Genomic DNA, 18,356 nt, shown 5'->3' on the forward strand with positions numbered 1-18,356 from the left:
ACGTACGACTAGGCCCCACCGGTAGCAGCCGGTGGGCCTGATCATCTCTCTCTTCTTTTCTTCCTTCACCGGACCAACGACAAGGCCCCACCGGTAGCAGCCGGTGGGCCTGATCATCTCTCTCTTCTTTTCTTCCTTCACCGGACCAACGACAAGGCCCCACCGGTAGCAGCCGGTGGGGCCTTGGTGGTCCACTACCGCCCGGGCATCCCCGGTGCAGCTGTGGAGGTGGAGAGCGGAACCGACGCCGATGCAGGGGTCAAGACGTCAGCTCCGCTTGCCTGTGTGGAGTTATCTCGAGTCGACCGCCCAGACGTGCGCCTGGTGGAACTCGAGGTGCTGCCGCATCTCGGCCGGTGTCCCGACCGGCCCGAGGTGGTTCATCCCGGGGACGACGACCGCACGGACGTCGGACCGCTTGACCTCCTCGAGCAGTGCGTGGAAGGCGGCGGACTCGGCCGCGTCGCGCTCGGTGTACACGGTGCCGAGGGTGAACCCCGCGGCGCTGGCGAAGGCGACGAGGGAATCCGTCGCCGCGGCCAGCTCCTCCGCGCAGCTCAGCGCGTCGGCCCGGACATAACCGAGTACGGTCGGCCGGGTCGTCATTGACCCGAGCCCGCGGTGCTGTCCACCAGCACCGGCTCGCTCGTCACCCGGAGGGACGCGAACCGCCGGCGCATGGCTTCCTCGTACTGCGCTGCCTGCTCCGCACCGGCCGTGTGGTCCGCGATCGGGTGAGCGCCGAACCAGACCCGCACCCGGCGGTGCATGGCGGGGGTTTCGAGCGTCTCGGGCATCAGCGGTCCTTCGGCGGTGAGGGGTGGCGCCCCGGACGGCTTTGTCCGGCGCTGAGAAAAGGACACCTCACCGGCACGGCCCTCCGGAATAGTTCAGAAGGGACCTTTACAGAGCCCTAACGCAGAGTAGGGAAACCCTACGAATCCGCTGGTCAGGGCCTTCCTCGCGGGCCCTCCGGAGGCTCGGAAAGCCGTGTCAAGAATGTTTGCAGCAATGTGCCAATAACGATTCGGCCACTGTGGAATTTCGACCGGGGCCGAATATGTGGATGTCCTGCTAACCGTTTGCATTCAGGCGCTCACGCACCGGCAGAAGTTCTCGTGAATACCGCCGGATGTGATGGTACGGCGATCAGCGTGAAAGGTGCCGCGAGGACGGCGAAGGCGGCCAGGAGGTTGAGCGTCACGGGGAGTTCGAGGGCCAGCGTGACGGCTGGGGCGGCGAGGGCGCCGATCAGGAGGGCGAGGGAGTCGGCCGCGAAGAAGAGGGCACCGACACGGCCGAGCATGGCGGTCGGTGCGGTCCGCTGGATTGCCGTCTCCGCGGTGATCAGGAGGACGCTGCCGGGCAGGCCGATGAGCGCGGCGGCGACAATCGCGGTGGGAATGTTCGGGGCGTTGAAGAGCGCGAAGAATGCCGCGGCGGTGGCGAGCTGGGTGAGGGCGAGCAGGTCGCGAGTTCCCAGCCAGGTGGCCGCCTTCGTGCTCAGAGCGGCGCCGATCAGGTAGCCGGCGCCGAGGCCGGAGATCAGGTAGCCGAGGACGTACCCGGGAGCGTGCAGCCGGCCGACGGTGAACGGGACGAGCAACGCGGTCAGCCCGGCGTTCGCCGTGAGAAAGATCGTCTGCCCGACCAGGATCCCCCGCAAGGCTCGATGCCGGGCCACGAACCGAAAGCCCGCCAACGCACCATCGGCCTTCTCGCGGTCTCCTCGTGGAGCCGGGCGCCGGACTGTCGAGATGATTGCCGCCGACAACAAGTAGCTGACGATGTCGACCGCGAGGACGAAGGTGATGCCCGGTCCGGCCAGCAGGAGGGCGCCGAGTGGTGGCGCGGCGAGCCGGATCGCACTGCTACTGAAGGCGTTCAGGGCATTCGCCGCGGCGAGTTCGTTGCCCGTGCCAACGACCGCGGGCAGCAACGCGCGTGCGGCCGGCCGGAACACCATCGTCGCGACGTTCTCGACCAGGATCGCCAGATAGATCGGCCACACCCGATCGACGTCCGCGAACAGGATCAGCGCGACCGCCGCGGCACTCACCAGATCCGCGATCCACATCGCCCGGCTGAGATCCCACCGATCCAGCAGCACCCCGGCCCATGGCCCGAGCACCAGAGCCGGCAACGCCTCGAGAGCGAGCGCGAGCCCGGTCGCCACCGTCGACCCGGTCAGGTCGAACACGTAGAACGGGATCGCGACGACCAGCAACCACGAGCCGATCCCGGAGATCCCGCCGCTGATCCACAGCCGGCGGAAGTCGCGGTTCCGGAGCGTCCTCACGATCCGGGAAGCTATCTTGCTGAGATAGATCTTGGCAAGAGTGTTCTGTGAGAATAGGCTGTCATTTGTGGAACTGGGTGAGATCCTCCGCGACCGACGCAAGGCGGCCGGCCGGACCATCGCGTCGGTCGCCGTCGACGCCGGCCTGTCCGTCCCGTACATCGCCAACCTGGAGAACGGCCGCGGCAACCCGACGCTGGCCGCCCTCGATCGCCTGGCCACGGCCCTCGGCGCGCGCCTCGAGGTGCGCATCGCCGACGAGCCACCGCCTCCGCCACCGTCGGTCGGGGCCGAACTGCTCGCCACCTCTGACCGGGCCACCGAGGTTGTCGCCGCCCTTTCCGGCCTTTCCGGCAACAGGAACCGGGCCTCCACCCGGCGGCAATTGGTCGCCACGCTCGATTCGCTCGCCACCGTGCTGGGTCGACCGCCGAATTCCGCCGACCTGAATCGTCTTCTCGATCTCCTCCAACTCGCCGACCGATAACCGGTCGCACTGCGTGATCGGAGGGCCGTAGGGTCCGAGGCATGGAGATTGGTGCACGGATCGCCGCGGCGCAGTTGGCCGGGTCGGCGCGATCGAAGCGGCAGGTGATCGCCGGGCCCCTGGTCGGGCTGTTGCACGACGACGACACCTGGTACCTGTCCGGCATGCTCGCGGCCGACCCCGGCCAGCCGTTCGATCCGGACGAGATCCCGTGGGCGATCGACACCATTCGCCAGGCGTTCGGCGCCGAAGGGCGCTGGCTGAGCGCCGAACTCGTCGAGGAGGCCAACCCCGGCCTGGCCGAGGCGCTCGAGGCCAACGGCATGACGATCGTCTCCCACCCGCCGCTGCTCGTCGTCGAGCCCGATGGTCTGATGTTCCCCGAGCTGCCCGCCGGCGTCACGACGGAGGTGGTCACCTCGGAAGAGCAGCAGACGGAGGCGAACGCCGTGTCCGCGGACGCTTTCGAGATCGACGGCGCCGGCTTCGCGCTCAAGCCGGATCCCGCGGACGGCGGCTGCGTGCTCATCCGGGTCGACGGCGTACCGGTTGCCTCGGCCTCCTGGACCGCGGTCGCCGACGGCGTCACCGAAGTCGCGGGGGTCGGGACGGTCCACAGTCACCGGCGCCGCGGACTCGGCGGGCTCGCGACGGCGTACGCGACCCAGCAGGCCTTCGAGCTCGGCGGTGCCACGCTGGCCTGGCTGACGCCGGGCGACGATGGCGCCGATCGCGTGTACCGCCGGCTCGGGTATGAGCCGAAGGCGACCGCCGTCCACCTCGGCGACCCCGGTGGCCATCTCGACGATCTCCGCTGAGCGATGCAACCCGTCCCGATCCCGCCTTCGTATTGAGGGCACAAGGAAGAGTGGAGGGGCGATGGTCGACCGCGATCAGGCGTACGTCGAGTTCGTCGAGGCGGCGAGTGGGTCGCGGCGGCAACCCGCTCGCGTACGCCCGCCGGGTCGTCGTCAGTGCGGCCCTGGACAGCGGCCCGCGCCCCTGGCGCCGGGAAGTGCCGACCGCTGACCGGCCGTCCGTCCACAGCTGAGAGGGAGGCGCCTACCTGTCATCGGCGCCGTAGGTCAGCAGCACCACTCCGCTCGGGAACGCGCGGCTCGCCGCCAGTCTCAGGTGGCGAGCCGGGCTCTCCTCGAACATGCGACGACCGGCTGCGGCCACGGTCGGGTAGACGAACAGGCGGTACTCGTCCACGAGGCCGGCCGCGATCAGCTGGTGGGTGAGCTGGATGCTTCCGGTGCAGACGATGTCTCCGCCCTGGGATTGCTTCAGGCCGCGGACGCCGTCCAGGGTGCGGAGGATCGTGGTGGGCTCCCAGCCCGGGGCCTGCAGGGTGGAGCTGACGACGTACTTCCGCACCTGGTTCAGGTACGCCGCGATGCCAGTGGTGTCGTCCGTCTGGGCCGGCCAGTAGCCGCGCATCTCCTCGAACGTCACGCGGCCGGTGAGGAAGGCGTCCGCGCGGGACATCTGCTCGCGGACGGCGTCCAGCACCTCCGGACCGCCGTCGGCCGGGCCGAACCAGTCGCCGGCCTCGATCACGCCGTCGACGGTGATGTTCTGGGTGACGATCAGGTCGCGCATCAGCTCTCCTCCTGGGTGGACTCAGCTGGTACGTCGGATCCGATCGTCACCCATCGACGTCAGCGGACGGTGAAGCCGGCCTTGCGGAAGGCGTCGGCGAGCGAGGTCTCGTCCATCGGGGTGTCGGCCGGGGGGTTGGAACCGCGGCTCTGACCGCCGCGGCCACCCTGCCCACCTTGCCCACCCTGACCGCGGCCACCGGTTCCACGGCCACCGCCACCGCCCTGACCGCCCGGACCGCGTCCGCCCTGGCCGCCTTGACCGCCGGGACCGCGGCCACCCTGACCGCCTTGACCGCGTCCGCCCTGACCGCCGCCCGGGCCGCGGCCGCCCTGGCCCCCGGCTCCCCGGTTGCCTTGGGCGCCCGCCGTACGGGAGTTGCTGCCGATCTCGTCGTCGAGGCGGAGGGTGAGGGAGATGCGGTTGCGGGGGATGTCGACCTCGAGGACCTTGACCGTGACGATGTCGCCCGGCTTGACCACCTCGCGCGGGTCCTTGACGAAGTTCTTCGACAGCGCGGACACGTGCGCGAGCCCGTCCTGGTGCACGCCGATGTCGATGAACGCGCCGAACGCGGCCACGTTGGTGACCTGGCCCTCCAGCTTCATCCCCGGCTTGAGGTCGGCGATCTTGTCGACGCCCTCGGCGAACACCGCGGTCTTGAACGCCGGCCGCGGGTCCCGGCCCGGTTTCTCGAGCTCGGCCAGGATGTCGGTCACCGTCGGCAGACCGAACATGTCGTCGACGAAGTCCGCCGCCTTCAGCCGCTTCAGGTCCGCCGACCCGATCAGCGACTTCACGTCGGTGCCGGTCGCGTCGAGGATCCGGCGTACGACGGGATACGCCTCCGGGTGCACGCTGGACGCGTCGAGCGGGTCGTCGCCGTCGGGGATCCGGAGGAACCCGGCCGCCTGCTCGAACGCCTTCGGGCCGAGCCGCGTCACGTCCTTCAACGCGCTGCGCGACTTGAACGGACCGTTTTGGTCGCGGTGCAGGACGATGTTGTCGGCCAGGCCGGGAGTGATCCCGGAGACCCGGGTCAGCAGCGGCGCGGACGCGGTGTTGAGGTCGACGCCGACCGCGTTCACACAGTCCTCGACCACCGCGTCGAGCGAGCGGGACAGCGAGTTCTCGGCGAGGTCGTGCTGGTACTGCCCGACGCCGATCGACTTCGGGTCGATCTTCACCAGCTCGGCCAGCGGGTCCTGCAGCCGGCGCGCGATCGAGACCGCGCCCCGCAGCGACACGTCCATCCCGGGCAGCTCCTGCGACGCGAACGCGGACGCGGAGTACACCGACGCGCCGGCCTCCGACACGACCGCCTTGGTGAGCTTGAGCTCCGGGTGCTTGCTGATCAGCTCCGCGGCCAGCTTGTCGGTCTCGCGCGACGCCGTACCGTTGCCGATGGCAATCAGCTCGACGTTGTGCGCGGCGGCCAGCGCGGCCAGCGTGGCGATCGACTTGTCCCACTGGTTCTGCGGGACGTGCGGGTAGATGACGCCGGTGTTGACCACCTTGCCGGTCGCGTCCACGACGGCGACCTTCACGCCGGTCCGGAAGCCCGGGTCGAGGCCCATCGTCGCGCGGGTGCCGGCCGGGGCGGCCAGCAGCAGGTCGCGCAGGTTGGCCGCGAACACCCGGATCGCCTCGTCCTCGGCGACCTGGCGCAGCCGCATCCGCAGGTCGATGCCGAGGTGCACCAGGATCTTCGTCCGCCAGGCCCAGCGGACCGTCTCGACCAGCCACTTGTCGGCCGGGCGGCCCTGGTTCTCCACGCCGACCTTGCGGGCGATGGTCGATTCGTACTCCGTCGGTCCGTCGGCCTCGACCCCGGCCGGGAGCGGCTCGACGGTCAGCGTGAGCACGTCCTCCTTCTCGCCGCGGAACATCGCGAGGATCCGGTGCGACGGCATCTTCGTGAACGGCTCGTCGAAGTCGAAGTAGTCCGAGAACTTGGCGCCGTCGGTCTCCTTGCCCTCCCGCACCGCGGACGCGAGCCGGCCCTGCGTCCACAGCCGCTCGCGCAGCTCACCGATCAGGTCGGCGTCCTCGGCGAACCGCTCGACCAGGATCGCCCGCGCGCCGTCCAGCGCGGCCTGCGGGTCCGGGACCTCCGCGTTGACGAACACGGCCGCGGCCGCGATCGGCTCGACGTCCGGATCCGCCATCAGCCCGTCGGCGAGCGGCTCGAGACCGTTCTCCCGGGCGATCATCGCCTTCGTCCGCCGCTTCGGCTTGAACGGGAGATAGATGTCCTCGAGCCGCGACTTCGTGTCCGCGGCGAGGATCGAGGCCTTCAGGGCGTCGTCCAGCTTGCCCTGGCTCTCGATCGACTCGAGCACGGTCCGGCGGCGTTCCTCCAGCTCGCGCAGATACCGCAGGCGTTCCTCGAGCGTGCGCAGCTGCGCGTCGTCGAGCATCCCGGTGACCTCTTTGCGGTACCGCGCGATGAACGGGACCGTCGACCCTTCGTCCAGCAGCGCCACCGCTGCCCGGACCTGGTTCTCGCCGACTTCCAGCTCCTCGGCGATCCGCTGCTCGACCGACTGCACCACCACTGTCCGATCCCCTCTACGCCCAACAACACCGCCGAGCATTCTGCCCCGGCCAGGCCCCATATCCTTCCCCATCCCACCCCCACCCCCGAAACCCGCATCCCACCCCCTGTGGACAACCCCATGCGATCATCACTCCGGGGAGGAACCACATGGGGCAGATCGACCGATTCGTCGAACGCACACTCGAGCCGCCGCCGACGGCGCTGCGGGTGTTCAGCTTGGTGGTGCCGGTCGGCATGGTCGTCCAGGCCGTCGCCACGCGCCGCCTGGAGGACATCCTGACGGCAGTCTTCTTCGTCGTCCTGATCCTGCCGTCGGGCATCGCGCCGACGGCGTTCCGCGCTCGCGCAGCGGCCCTGGACGCACGTCCGGTCCTCGGCCCTGTCCTCATGTTCCCGCTGCTGTCCGTCGCCGCTTTCGTCCTCCTCAGGTTGTTCCTGGACCGTCCCGAAAGCGCCCTCATCGCTCTCCCGCTCGCTCTGGTCCTCACCCTCCTCGGCCTGCTCCGCCGCCGCGCGCGAACCCAGTCGAGCGGATGAGCGGGAACGTCGAGTGGGCCGGGCGGGGGGCGACGTGGATCGGTGTTCCCGCGCTGGTCGCGGTGATGGTCGGCGTACTCATGCTGGTCGAGCTCTTTGGTCGGCAAGACCTGAGCCGTGAGCTGCTCGCCAATGGCGTGACGACCGTGGCGGACGCGGTCCAGGTCGAGGTGTTCCCCGGGAAGGGCAGCCCGCTCATCGGTGAGGTGCGGGTCGCCTTCGCCACCGAAGACGCACGGCAGATCCGAACCACTCTGGACAACTGCGAGGACGATCGGCAGGGGATGCCGGAAGGGGTTCAGACACCTGCGCCCGGCACCCGCTATGCGATGCCGCTCCAGATCATCTACCAACGATCGGATCCCTCGGTCGCGCTGGCTGCCGTCGATGCGCGGGAGTGGAGCGCTGACAAGCGGACGCCGCGGATCGGATGGGGGTTGATCGGCGGCGGATCGGTGTTCGTCCTGCTGGCCATGGTGTTGCTGACTGGTGGCGCGCGGCGTCGGGGGCTGGCCTGGTGGCAGTGGTACACCGAGGCGGCTCGGCACCGGAGTTGATGCTGGTACGGCGAACTCCCCGGGCCTGGGTGGTCCCGGGGAGTTCGCCGTACGGAAGAGGTCAGGCGGCGTCGAGGACGAGGTCTTCGGGGGACTCGGCCTCGGTGGGCTGCTTGGCGGGGCGCATCACCGTGCAGGCGATGGCTACCGCGGCGGCGACGATGGCGGCGGCGATCCAGAAGGAGAGGTGGTAGCCGTCGGTCAGGGCCTCCAGGGCCGGCTTGGTGTCGGAGACCGCGGCAGTGCGGGTCGCGGACAGGGTGGCGAGGACGGCCAGGCCGAGCGCGGCGCCGACCTCGCCCATGGTGCCGATCAGGCCGGACGCCAGGCCGGCGTCCTCGGGCTTCACGTCGGACATCGACAGGCCCATCAGTGCGGGGAAGCAGATGCCGCCACCGAGACCCAGCAGGGCCAGCACAGGCAGGACGTGGACGAAGTAGTTGCCGTTGACCGGAGCCTGGGTGAACAGGACCAGTCCGACCACGATCAGCACCAGTCCGGCGATCAGCGGGCGCCGCGGGCCGAACCGCATCACCAGCTTCTCGGAGTACCTCACCGACAGCAGCCCCATCACCACAGTGGTCGGCAGGAACGCCAGTCCGATCTCCAGAGCGTCGTACCCGAGCACTCGCTGCAGGTACAGCGACCCGAGGAAGAAGATGCCGAACATGCCGGACGCGGACAGCGCCTGGATCAGGTTCGCACCGGTCAGCGTCCGGGAGCGGAAGATCCGCAGCGGCACCAGCGGGTTGGCGGCGGTCGCCTCGCGGACGATGAACCCGGCCAGCAGGACCAGCGTCACAACGGCCAGCACCACAGTCTGCCCAGCGGTCCAGCCCAGCTCAGCCGCCGGCTTGACGATCGTGTACACGCCGACCATCAGCGCCGCGGTGATCAGCACAGCACCCGGTACGTCGGTGCCGCGGCCCATCCCGAGGCCCTTGTCCTTCTCGATCACCTTGACGGCCAGTACGGCGGTCAGCACGCCGATCGGCAGGTTGACGAAGAAGATCCAGTGCCAGCTGATCGCCTGGGTCAGGACGCCACCGGCGAGCAGACCGATCGATCCGCCGGCCGACGCCACGAACGCGTAGACGCCGATCGCCTTGGCCTGCTCCCGCGGCTCGGGGAACAGCGTCACGATCATGCCCAGGATCACCGCGGAGGTCAGCGCGCCGCCGACCCCCTGGACGAACCGGGCGATCACCAGGACTTCCTGGGAACCAGCCAGACCGCACAGCACGGAGGCGGCGGTGAAAACGACCAGTCCGGCCACGAAGATGTTCCGCCGGCCCAGGAGGTCACCGAGGCGACCGGCCAGCAACAGCAGACCGCCGAAGGCGATCAGGTAGGCGTTGACGACCCAGGCCAGCGAGGCGCTGGTGAAGCCGAGGTCGTCCTGAATGGCCGGCAGGGCCACGTTCACCACGGTGACGTCGAGCACGATCATCAACATGCCCGCGCACAGCGTGTAGAGGGCCAGCCAGCGCGAGCGGCCGCCCTGCGCGGCCGGCGAAGTCGCCAGGGTTTCGGTCGTCGCGTACATCTCGGGGTTCTCCTTGAGGTCCGTCGTTGAGGGGCCTTACACCCTTACGTCGAACCGGGAGACCTCAGATTGACACGTCCTCAGAACTTTTTTCCGGAGCCCGGCGTACCCGGGACAGCCAGTACGCCGTCAGCGCCGGGACCAGGCCGGATCCGATCACCAGCAGCGTCGGCACCTGCGATGCCAGAGCGAACCAGGTGAGCAGTACGACGACCCCGCCGGCGACCGGGAGCGGCCGGCGGAGCAGGAACAGGTTCGCGGACCGGAAGACGGTCTTCATGGTCGCGGTGTCGTCCGCCTCCGCGAGGACCGCGAGTCCGCTCAGATACAGGCCGAGGATCATCCCGGTCAGCGGGATCAGGATCGCCAGCGCGAAAACGCGCACCGGGCCGCCGGAGTACGCCCAGAACGAGAGGCCGAACGCGAGCATCACGCCACCGGCGTACAGACCGAACCCGGACAGCCAGAACCGGCGCATGGCCCAGCCGAACTGCTTGAAGTACCGCCGCAGCAACGCGGGCCGTTCCTGGCTGATCGCGTCCGGCAGCACCCGCTGCAGGGCGAAGGCCGCGGGGAACAGCGTGATGATCCCGAGGCTGAGCACCACGAAGACCAGCTGCAGCATCAGCAGGTCGCCGACGACCGACAGCTTCGCCAGCACGGTGTTCGTCCGGCTGGCGCCGCCATCACGCTGGGGGACAGTCACCGATCGCCTCCTCGTTCCGCCTCATTCCACCGAGGCTGCGTTGATCGTATGATCACGAACAATCACACGCCACTCATCAGCCGACACCGCGCAGGGGGCCGCATGCTTGCACCGGAGCGCCACGAGCTGATCCTGCGGAGCCTGCGGCGGCACGGCCGGCTCCGGGTGGCCGAGCTGGTCGCCGAGCTCGGCGTCTCCGCGATCACAGTACGCCGGGACCTGGCCGAGCTGGACTCGGCCGGCCTGCTCCGCCGGGTGCACGGCGGCGCCATCGGGACCAGTCCGGCCGGCGCCGGGACGCAGGGCAGTCAGCTCACGATCGGGATCGTCGTACCGAGCGCCGCGTCGTACTACTCCGACGTGATCCGCGGCGCCGAGGCGATGGCCGGCCGGTACGGCGCACGCCTGGTGCTCGGCGTGTCCGGGTACGACGTCGCGATGGAGCGGGAGCGGATCGACAAGGTGCTCGGGGTCGGCGTGGCCGGGTTGCTGATCAGCACCGCGCTCGGCGACGGCGACGTGGACCAGCTCGACTCGCGGCTCGACGACATCGACGTACCCGTGGTGCTGATGGAGCGGGCGTTCGGGTTCCCCCAGGTGGCACGCGAGTACGACCACGTCCGTACCGATCACGCGTACGGCGCGATGCTGGCGCTGCGGCACTTCGCGGCGCTCGGTCACCGGCGGATCGCGATCAACCTGCAGGCCACCGTGACGGCGCACTGGCTGCGGCGGGGGATCGAGACGGCCGCGTCCGCTCTGGACGTCGATCTCTTCCTGTCACCCGTCGACCTGCCCGCCCACGGCGAGGACCCGGCCGCGCTGGCCCAGCTCGACGCGTTCCTGGCCGAGTGCGAGTCCTTCGGCAGCCGCGCGGTCCTGGTCCACTCCGACGAACACGGCGCCCGCCTCGTCGAACGCGCCATGGAACGCGGCCTCCGCGTCCCCGACGACCTGGCCGTCATCGCCTACAACGACGTCACCGCCGCGCTGGCCGTCGTCCCGCTCACCGCCGTCTGCCCGCCCAAGTACGCCCTCGGCGAGACCGCCTGCGAACTCCTCCTCCGCAAACTCCAGTCCGGCCCCGCCCCCATCCAGCACCTCAGCCTCCTCCCCGACCTCAACATCCGCACCTCCTGCGGCGCCCTCCAATCAGCCCTCACCCCCACGTGACCAGGCAATCCTGGTCGTTGTAGTTGCGGAACTGATCGATTGTGATCATTCGAGCGGTGAGGTATTGACGAGGAAAGCCCTTTCCCATACTTTCGCTGCACTTGGGCAACCCCCAAGGTCCGGCAGCGAAGGAGTTCCCCAGTGAGACGTGGTGTGGGACTGACCTTGCTGGCCGCCGCGGTCAGCGTGGTGGTCAGCAGTTGTGGCAACGGGGTGATCGACAAGAGCACGGACGGGGTCCCGCCCGCCGAGGCGACCGGGACCCTGCGGGTGCTGCTCCCGTCCTTCCCGCCCAGTACGAAGGGCCGGGAGGAGTTCCAGAAGGTCGTCGACGACTTCCACAAGACCTATCCGAAGATGAAGGTCGAGCCGGACTTCGCGACGTACAACAACCTCAACGAGAAACTGTCGACCTCGATCGCGGCGGGTATCCCGTACGACGTGATGGTCACCGGTGTCGGCTGGGTCCAGCCGTTCGCGTCGAAGCGGATCTTCGACGACCTCGGCAAGTACGGCGTGACGCCGGACGTGATCAAGGAGAAGAGCGTCGCGGCGCTGATCCCGGCGGCGACGTACGACGGCAAGCTGTACGCCTACCCCCTGGTCGCCGACACCCGGGCCGTCGCACTCCGCAAGAGCGCGTTCGTCGAGGCCGGCCTGGACCCGTCCAAGCCGCCGACCTCGCTGGCCGAGATCAAGATCGCGGCGGAGAAGCTGACCAAGCGGGACAAGGACGGCAACATCACCCGCAGCGGTTTCGACCTCGCCTCCGCGACCGGGTTCCGGCAGTCGTTCACCACCTTCCTGGCCTCGACCGGTACGCCGCTCTACGTCGGCGGCGAGCCGAACTTCGACAACAAGGCCGGCCTGGACACGCTGCTGTGGATCAAGTCGATGATCAACAACGTCCAGCCGTACGGCCAGACGAACGCCGCCCAGCAGCCGCTGGTGTACTCCGGTGAGGCCGCGATGGGCATCGTCGGCGGTGCGGTCGACTGCTCCGACAAGGGCATCGGCAAGAAGAACTGCGACGACCTGGAGTTCTTCCGCTTCAACAGCGGGAAGCAGATCGAGTACGTCGGCGGCGACCTGGCGTCGATCGGGTCGCGCAGCCGGCACAAGGAAGCGGCCTGGTCGTTCATCCAGTCGCTGACCAAGCCCACGACGCTCGACGCGATCGCGAAGCTGAACAAGAAGATCCCGGCCTACAAGGACGCCGGCAACTCGCCGCAGGCGAAGTCCAACCCGTTGAGCAAGTTCGTCGCCGACGGTCTGGTCTACGCGGCCAACGAGAACGAGGTGCCGTCCAACTGGCTCGAGATGCGTGGCAACTTCGACATCCAGCTCACCCAGGCGGTCCTCGGACAGAAGGACCCCGCCACGGTGCTGCACAACCTGGCAGGACAGTCCCGATGAGCACAACTCTTGAACGTCCAGCACTGGACACTCCGCGCAAGGTGGCCCCGGCCAAGGACAGCGGCACGTTGCTCCGCGGTCAGGTCCGGGCCGGCTGGGCCCTGCTGACGCCGGCCCTGCTGCACTCGGCGATCTTCATCGTGATCCCGGTGGTCGCCGTCCTCGTCCTCAGCCTCACCGACTACAGCTTCGGCGACACCTGGTCGTGGGTCGGGTTCGGCAACTACGCCGACCTGTTCCGCGACGTCGACTTCCAGGCGTCGCTGTGGCACACCGTGCTCTACGCGATCGTGGTGATCCCGATCTCGATGGCGATCGCGCTGGCGGTCGCGGTCGGGCTGAACCAGAAGATCAGGGGACTCGGGTTCTTCCGGACCGCGTTCTACATCCCGACGGTGACCGCGACCGTGGCGATCGCGACCATCTGGCTGTGGATCTACAACCCGGGCTCCGGCCTGGCGAACGGGTTCCTGAACCTGTTCGGGTTCGCGCCGAACCGCTGGCTGGCCGACCCGGCGACCGCGCTGCCGTCGCTGATGGTGGTCGGGATCTGGCAGGGCCTCGGGACCAAGATCATCATCTACCTGGCCGCGCTGCAGGGCGTCTCCCGCGACCTGCTGGAGTCGGCCGACCTGGACGGTGCGAGCCGCTGGCAGCGGTTCGTCAACGTCACCTGGCCGGCGCTCGGTCCGGTCCAGTTCTTCGTCCTGATCACGTCGATCGTCGGGACCTTCCAGGTGTTCGACCTGGTGTACGTGATGACGCGGGGCGGGCCCGGCAGTGACACCCGCGTGCTGGTGCTGGACATCTACCAGAACGCGTTCCAGGACCTGAAACTCGGCTACGCGTCCGCCGAGACCGTGATCATGATGGTCGTGATCGCGATCTTCATCGGCGCCGGACGCCTGCTCCAGAAGGCGGATGCCAATGACTAGCGCAACGCTGCCGGCGGTCGCCCCGGCCAAGACCCCGGCGAAGCCCTCGGCCAAGCCCTCGGCGGTCCGGCCCGGCCGGATCCTGCTGTACGTCGTGCTCACCGTCGGCGCGCTCCTGATGATCACGCCGTTCCTCTGGATGGTGCTGACCGCGTTCAAGAGCGACCTGGAGATCCTGAAGTTCTCCTGGCTGCCGGGGGAGCTGCGCTGGCGCAACTTCACCGAGGCGATGCAGACCGCGCCGTTCCTGCGGTACTTCCGCAACAGTGCGCTGATCGCGATCGGCGAGACCGCGTTCACGCTCGCGGTCTGCACGACCGCCGGATACGCACTGGCGAAGATGCCGCTGCGCGGTGGCAAGCTGCTGCTGAACTATTTCATCGTGCTGCTGCTGGTGCCGTTCCAGATCATCCTGGTGCCGCTGTTCATGATCGTGAAGTCGATCCCGCTGTTCGGCGGCAACAACATCCTCGGGCAGGGCGGTATCGGCTGGCTGAACTCGTGGTGGGGCCTGATCATCCCGCTCGGCGCGGCGCCGCTGTTCACGTTCCTGGCCCGGCAGTTCTACGTGTCGCTGCCGGACGAGCTGGCGCAGGCCGCCCGGGTGGACGGGCTCGGCGAGTTCGGCATCTTCTGGCGGATCATGACGCCGCTGATCAAGCCGGCCCTGATCACGATCGCGGTGTTCCAGATCGAGGCCGCCTGGAACGGGTTCCTCTGGCCGCTGATGATCACCACCTCGGACGAGATGCGGCCGCTGCAGCTGGGGCTGGCGATCTTCGCCCAGAACCCGGCCGAGATCCAGTGGCCCTACCTGATGGCCGGCACGGCGCTCGCGACGCTGCCGATGATCGTGCTGTTCGTGTTCGCCCAGAAGCGGTTCGTCGAAGGAATGGCGAACGTGGGCATCAAGGGCTGAACGGCCCTGAAACCTCGATCAGGTGCTCACCCCGCCCCGGGTGAGCACCTGCGAGGCCCCCCACAACATGCGGTGGTCCCGAAGAAACACCGGAGCTTCCCCCTCGGCCCCCCGCTGGGTCGCTCACCCATTTATCGGCACAGTGCGCCCGCCGTTACAGCATTCGTGAGGTTTTTTCGCGCGTTCCCGAAATGATTTCTCCAAGACCTTGCCGAATTACCCGATCCTGGCTACTTCCCGCACCCGCCGGACGACACTCGGTAGACAATCAGCCACTAGTCGAGGTGGATGTGTACGACGTGCTCGACCATCGGGGTCAGGTCCGTGGTGCTGAGGAGTTCGAGGGCGTTGGTCGCGCGGAGGGTGGCGAGGCCGTGGATGTTGGTCCAGAGGGCGATCGCGCGCTCGTGGGCGTCGTCCGGATGGGCCCGGGCGACGAGATCGGTGAAGGCCTGGAAGAGCGGGAGTGAGGTCGCGCGGAGGTTGCCGCCGGCACCCGCCAGCAGATCGTGCCGGAACAGCAGCTCGAACATCCCCGGCCGCTCCGCGGCGAACTCGAGGTAGCGCAACGCGGCCCCGACCAGCTGCTCCTCAGCCTGCCCTGCCCCGATCGGCTGCTCCTCAGCTCGCCCGTCCGCGGCTGGCCCGTCCTCAGCTCGCCCGTCCTCGGCTTGCTCGAGCCGGCCGGCGAGGTCGGCGAGCCCGGTCGCGGCGATCGCGGCCAGCAGGGCGTTGTGCGTCGGGAAGTACCGCCGCGGCGCGCCATGGGACACCCCGGTGCGCCGGGCGATGGCGCGCAGCGTGAGGTTCCCGAGGCCGTCCTCCTCGAGCAGATCGACCCCGGCCTGGACGAGCCGATCGCGCAATGCAGTCACGTAGACATTGTCTGCGCCCACAGCCCGCTTTCACAGCAGGCGGGATGGCCCGGCGGGTTGGCTAAGATGCTTTCCGTGACTGCCGGGTCGGCCTTGGGCCATGCACGAGTTGGGTGCCCGGGCGCCTTCTGAGCGCCGGGAGGGCCGTTCGGGGCCCGCCTTCGTTTCTCTTTGTCTGCAGGATTTTCCAGCCACGACTGACGAGAGAAGCGAACACTGAACGATTTCACCGAACAGATCATCAAGGAGTTCCGGGCGAACGACGGCCGGGTGGGCGGGCCCTTCGAGGATGCCAGGTTGTTGCTGTTGACAACCACCGGCGCCCGCTCGGGCCGGCCGCACACCACCGTCCTCGGGTACTACCCGGACGGCGACCGTACGCTCGTCGTCGGCTCGGCCGGTGGTAGCCCGAGGCACCCGGACTGGTACCACAACCTGGTCGCCCATCCGGAGGCCACCGTCGAGACCGGTCTCTTCACCTATCCGGCCACGGCCGTCGTACTGCGCGGTTCCGAACGTGACGAGGTGTTCGCGCGACTCGTCGAGGCAGACCCGGGCTGGGGCGACTACCAAACCCGCACCACCCGAACCATCCCCGTCGTCGCACTCGTCGCGCAGCCGGGCCTCCCCGGAGGCGGCTCGCTCGGGGATCTGCTCATCCGCATCCATCGGAGCTTCCGCCGTGAGCTCGCGTTGATCCGCAAGGAGGTGGCGGCCTCTGGCACTCTCGGCGCTCAGCTCCGGGTCAACTGCCTGACCATGTGCCAAGGCCTGCACTATCACCACACCGGCGAGTCATCCGGCCTGTTTCCGGGGATTGTCGCGCAGCACCCCGAGCTGGCCGAGCTCATCGCCGCACTGGACGCCGAGCACGAGCGGATCGCCGTACTGCTGAAGGAGCTCGAACAGTTGGTCGCGACCCCGGCGCCCGACCTGCTACCCAAGGTCGACCGGCTGATCGCACTTCTGACCGCCCACCTGGACCGCGAGGAGGCCGAGCTGCTGCCGCACCTCTGAGTGAGGTCTTGCGCCGGGCCGGATGGCGGGAACATGATCCCGCCACCAGCACCGGTGAGGTCGAAGCCTTGGAAGCAACAGTGCGGTCGTACGACGAGTTCCTGGCGGCCGGCCGGGCTGCGCTGACACGCGGAGCCTGGTCGGCCGCCCGCACCCAGTTCGAGCGGGCGGTCGATCTCGCGACGACCCCTGAGGCCCTGGAGGGACTGAGCTGGGCCACGTGGTGGCTCGAGGACGTCACGGCGTGCCTGGAAGCGCGTGAACGGTCGTATCGCCTGTACCGGCTGGCAGACGACCGACGGTCCGCGGCCAGGATGGCGCTGTGGCTTGGTGACGACCACAACGAGTTCCGGGGTGCCGGAGCGGTGGCCGAGGGCTGGTTCAACCGGGCGACCCGATTGCTCGACGGACTGGAGCCCAGCCCGGAACTCGGGTGGCTCCGGGTGTTCGACGCGCATGCCGCGCTCGGTCGCCACGACACCGGTCGCGCGCGGGAGCTCGCCGTACAGGCTCAGGACCTCGGTCGCCTGCATCAGGCCGTCGATCTGGAGATGTTCAGCCTGGCCACCGAGGGCCTTGCCCTGGTGGAGGAGGGCGACGTCGAGCAGGGGATGCGGTGTCTGGACGAGGCGTCGGCGGCTGCGCTCAGCGGAGAGTACGAGAACCTCGCACCGGCGGCGTGGACGTGCTGCCGGTTGATCTCGGCGTGCGAGGAGATCCGCGACTACGAACGCGGTGCGCAGTGGTGCCGGCAGGTCCAGGAGTTCAGCCGGCGGATGGAGGCGCGGTTCGTCACCGGTGTGTGCCGGGCGCACTATGCGGCGATTCTCGGGTGGCATGGCGACTGGAGTGGGGCGGAGCTGGAGCTGACCGGGGCGCAGGAGGACCTCACCGCGAACCGGCCGTACTGGCGTGCCGAAGCCGTCGTACGCCTGGGTGAACTGCGCCGGCGGCAAGGGCGGTCCGATGAGGCGGAGGCGCTCTTCAACGAGGCGCCGTGGCATTCGCTGGCGAAGCGTGGTCTGGCCGAGCTGCACCTTGACCGGGGTGATCCGGCTGCGGCTCGCGACGTACTGGAACGGATGCTGCGACGGATCCCTACCGGTTCGGTCAGCCGGGCCTGGCCGCTCGAGCTCCTGGTGCGGGCGGATGCGGCCCTGGGTGACGACGAGGCGGCTGCGGTCCACCTGGCCGAGTTCTGTTCGATCGCCGCGGGGCTGCGGACCCGACCGCTGCAGGCGGCGGCGCGGTCCGCGGAGGGCGTCCATGCGGCGGCCGGTGGTGAGCATGAGGACGCGATCGAGTGCTTCGAGGATGCGGTCGAGATGTACGACGGTCTGGCGCCGTACGAGGCCGCGCGCACGCGGTTGGAGCTCGCCGGGAGTTTGCTCGCGCTGGGTCGCACTGACGCCGCGCGGCGGGAGGCCCGTACGGCGCTCGCGGCGATTCCCGTGCCGAGCCGGGACGAGGTGGCGTTGCTGACCACGCTCGGTCTGTTCAGCTCGGTGCTCAGCGCGCGGCAGATCGACGTACTGCGGTTGATCGCGAGCGGACTCGGGGACCGGGAGATCGCCGGCCGGCTGGTGATCAGCGAGCACACCGTGCACCGGCATGTCGCCAACATCTATACGCGGTTGGATTGTTCGACACGGGCGGCGGCAGTGGCCCGGGCGACCCAATTGGGGCTGCTGTAGGGATGGCCTGTTCAGGCGATGCGGGGCGGG

Annotated in this window: 18 protein-coding genes; 10 read left to right on the forward strand and 8 right to left on the reverse strand. The window is 68.9% G+C overall.

Annotated elements, in window-relative coordinates; all coding sequences use genetic code 11:
- Positions 1-291: 291 nt before the first annotated feature.
- The 3 genes from ACZ6O0_RS09090 to ACZ6O0_RS09100 all read right to left on the reverse strand — a co-directional run bounded on the left by ACZ6O0_RS09090 (position 292) and on the right by ACZ6O0_RS09100 (position 2,299).
- Positions 292-606, reverse strand: a complete 315-nt coding sequence (locus ACZ6O0_RS09090) for a hypothetical protein (RefSeq protein ID WP_465764309.1) — start codon at positions 604-606, stop codon at positions 292-294.
- Complete coding sequence (locus ACZ6O0_RS09095; protein WP_465764310.1) at positions 603-797, reverse strand: hypothetical protein; 195 nt, start codon at positions 795-797, stop codon at positions 603-605. The genes ACZ6O0_RS09090 and ACZ6O0_RS09095 overlap by 4 nt, the downstream gene beginning before the upstream one ends.
- A 299-nt stretch (positions 798-1,096) precedes the next feature.
- Entirely contained in the window at positions 1,097-2,299 is a 1,203-nt protein-coding gene (locus ACZ6O0_RS09100; RefSeq protein ID WP_465764311.1) for an MFS transporter, read from the reverse strand.
- Between the two features lie 67 nt (positions 2,300-2,366).
- Here ACZ6O0_RS09100 and ACZ6O0_RS09105 point away from each other — a divergent pair, with 67 nt between their 5' ends.
- Together ACZ6O0_RS09105 and ACZ6O0_RS09110 are read left to right on the forward strand one after the other, a co-directional pair.
- Entirely contained in the window at positions 2,367-2,786 is a 420-nt protein-coding gene (locus ACZ6O0_RS09105) for a helix-turn-helix domain-containing protein (protein ID WP_465764312.1), read from the forward strand.
- A 41-nt stretch (positions 2,787-2,827) separates the two neighbouring features.
- Complete coding sequence (locus ACZ6O0_RS09110; RefSeq protein WP_465764313.1) at positions 2,828-3,604, forward strand: GNAT family N-acetyltransferase; 777 nt, start codon at positions 2,828-2,830, stop codon at positions 3,602-3,604.
- Positions 3,605-3,848: 244 nt separating this feature from the next.
- Here the strand turns inward: ACZ6O0_RS09110 and ACZ6O0_RS09115 are convergent, their stop codons facing one another.
- Together ACZ6O0_RS09115 and ACZ6O0_RS09120 are read right to left on the reverse strand one after the other, a co-directional pair.
- Positions 3,849-4,391, reverse strand: coding sequence for a dihydrofolate reductase family protein (locus ACZ6O0_RS09115; protein ID WP_465764314.1), 543 nt, complete (start codon positions 4,389-4,391; stop codon positions 3,849-3,851).
- 59 nt (positions 4,392-4,450) lie between these two features.
- Positions 4,451-6,949, reverse strand: coding sequence for a Tex family protein (locus ACZ6O0_RS09120; protein ID WP_465764315.1), 2,499 nt, complete (start codon positions 6,947-6,949; stop codon positions 4,451-4,453).
- 149 nt (positions 6,950-7,098) lie between these two features.
- Here ACZ6O0_RS09120 and ACZ6O0_RS09125 point away from each other — a divergent pair, with 149 nt between their 5' ends.
- Positions 7,099-7,488 carry a hypothetical protein gene (locus tag ACZ6O0_RS09125; RefSeq protein WP_465764316.1) on the forward strand — a complete coding sequence of 130 codons (390 nt, stop codon included), beginning with the start codon at positions 7,099-7,101 and terminating at the stop codon, positions 7,486-7,488.
- Positions 7,485-8,045 (forward strand): hypothetical protein, encoded by a 561-nt coding sequence (locus tag ACZ6O0_RS09130; RefSeq protein ID WP_465764317.1) that lies wholly within the window; start codon positions 7,485-7,487, stop codon positions 8,043-8,045. Before ACZ6O0_RS09125 ends, ACZ6O0_RS09130 begins: the two co-directional genes overlap by 4 nt.
- Positions 8,046-8,106: 61 nt before the next feature.
- Here ACZ6O0_RS09130 and ACZ6O0_RS09135 read toward each other — a convergent pair whose 3' ends face one another.
- Positions 8,107-9,591, reverse strand: a complete 1,485-nt coding sequence (locus ACZ6O0_RS09135) for a DHA2 family efflux MFS transporter permease subunit (protein ID WP_465764318.1) — start codon at positions 9,589-9,591, stop codon at positions 8,107-8,109.
- A 64-nt stretch (positions 9,592-9,655) separates the two neighbouring features.
- The gene (locus tag ACZ6O0_RS09140; RefSeq protein WP_465764319.1) at positions 9,656-10,297 is read right to left on the reverse strand and encodes a DUF624 domain-containing protein; all 642 of its coding nucleotides are present in this window, start codon (positions 10,295-10,297) and stop codon (positions 9,656-9,658) included.
- A gap of 102 nt (positions 10,298-10,399) precedes the next feature.
- On the opposite strand from ACZ6O0_RS09140, the gene ACZ6O0_RS09145 reads away from it, so the two are divergent.
- From ACZ6O0_RS09145 to ACZ6O0_RS09160, 4 genes are all read left to right on the forward strand, one after another.
- Positions 10,400-11,470 (forward strand): LacI family DNA-binding transcriptional regulator, encoded by a 1,071-nt coding sequence (locus ACZ6O0_RS09145; protein WP_465764320.1) that lies wholly within the window; start codon positions 10,400-10,402, stop codon positions 11,468-11,470.
- A gap of 141 nt (positions 11,471-11,611) precedes the next feature.
- Entirely contained in the window at positions 11,612-12,886 is a 1,275-nt protein-coding gene (locus tag ACZ6O0_RS09150) for an extracellular solute-binding protein (RefSeq protein ID WP_465764321.1), read from the forward strand.
- Positions 12,883-13,821, forward strand: coding sequence for a carbohydrate ABC transporter permease (locus ACZ6O0_RS09155; protein WP_465764322.1), 939 nt, complete (start codon positions 12,883-12,885; stop codon positions 13,819-13,821). The genes ACZ6O0_RS09150 and ACZ6O0_RS09155 overlap by 4 nt, the downstream gene beginning before the upstream one ends.
- Entirely contained in the window at positions 13,814-14,740 is a 927-nt protein-coding gene (locus ACZ6O0_RS09160) for a carbohydrate ABC transporter permease (RefSeq protein WP_465764323.1), read from the forward strand. Before ACZ6O0_RS09155 ends, ACZ6O0_RS09160 begins: the two co-directional genes overlap by 8 nt.
- A 275-nt stretch (positions 14,741-15,015) precedes the next feature.
- On the opposite strand, the gene ACZ6O0_RS09165 is transcribed toward ACZ6O0_RS09160, so the two are convergent.
- Positions 15,016-15,615: a TetR/AcrR family transcriptional regulator gene (locus ACZ6O0_RS09165; RefSeq protein ID WP_465764324.1), complete on the reverse strand. Its 600-nt coding sequence runs from the start codon at positions 15,613-15,615 to the stop codon at positions 15,016-15,018.
- Positions 15,616-15,855: 240 nt separating this feature from the next.
- Between ACZ6O0_RS09165 and ACZ6O0_RS09170 the strand changes: the two genes are divergently transcribed.
- Complete coding sequence (locus tag ACZ6O0_RS09170) at positions 15,856-16,632, forward strand: nitroreductase/quinone reductase family protein (RefSeq protein WP_465765573.1); 777 nt, start codon at positions 15,856-15,858, stop codon at positions 16,630-16,632.
- Between the two features lie 68 nt (positions 16,633-16,700).
- Complete coding sequence (locus tag ACZ6O0_RS09175; protein ID WP_465764325.1) at positions 16,701-18,326, forward strand: LuxR C-terminal-related transcriptional regulator; 1,626 nt, start codon at positions 16,701-16,703, stop codon at positions 18,324-18,326.
- Positions 18,327-18,356: the final 30 nt, after the last annotated feature.

The organism is Kribbella sp. NPDC048837 (assembly GCF_055586945.1).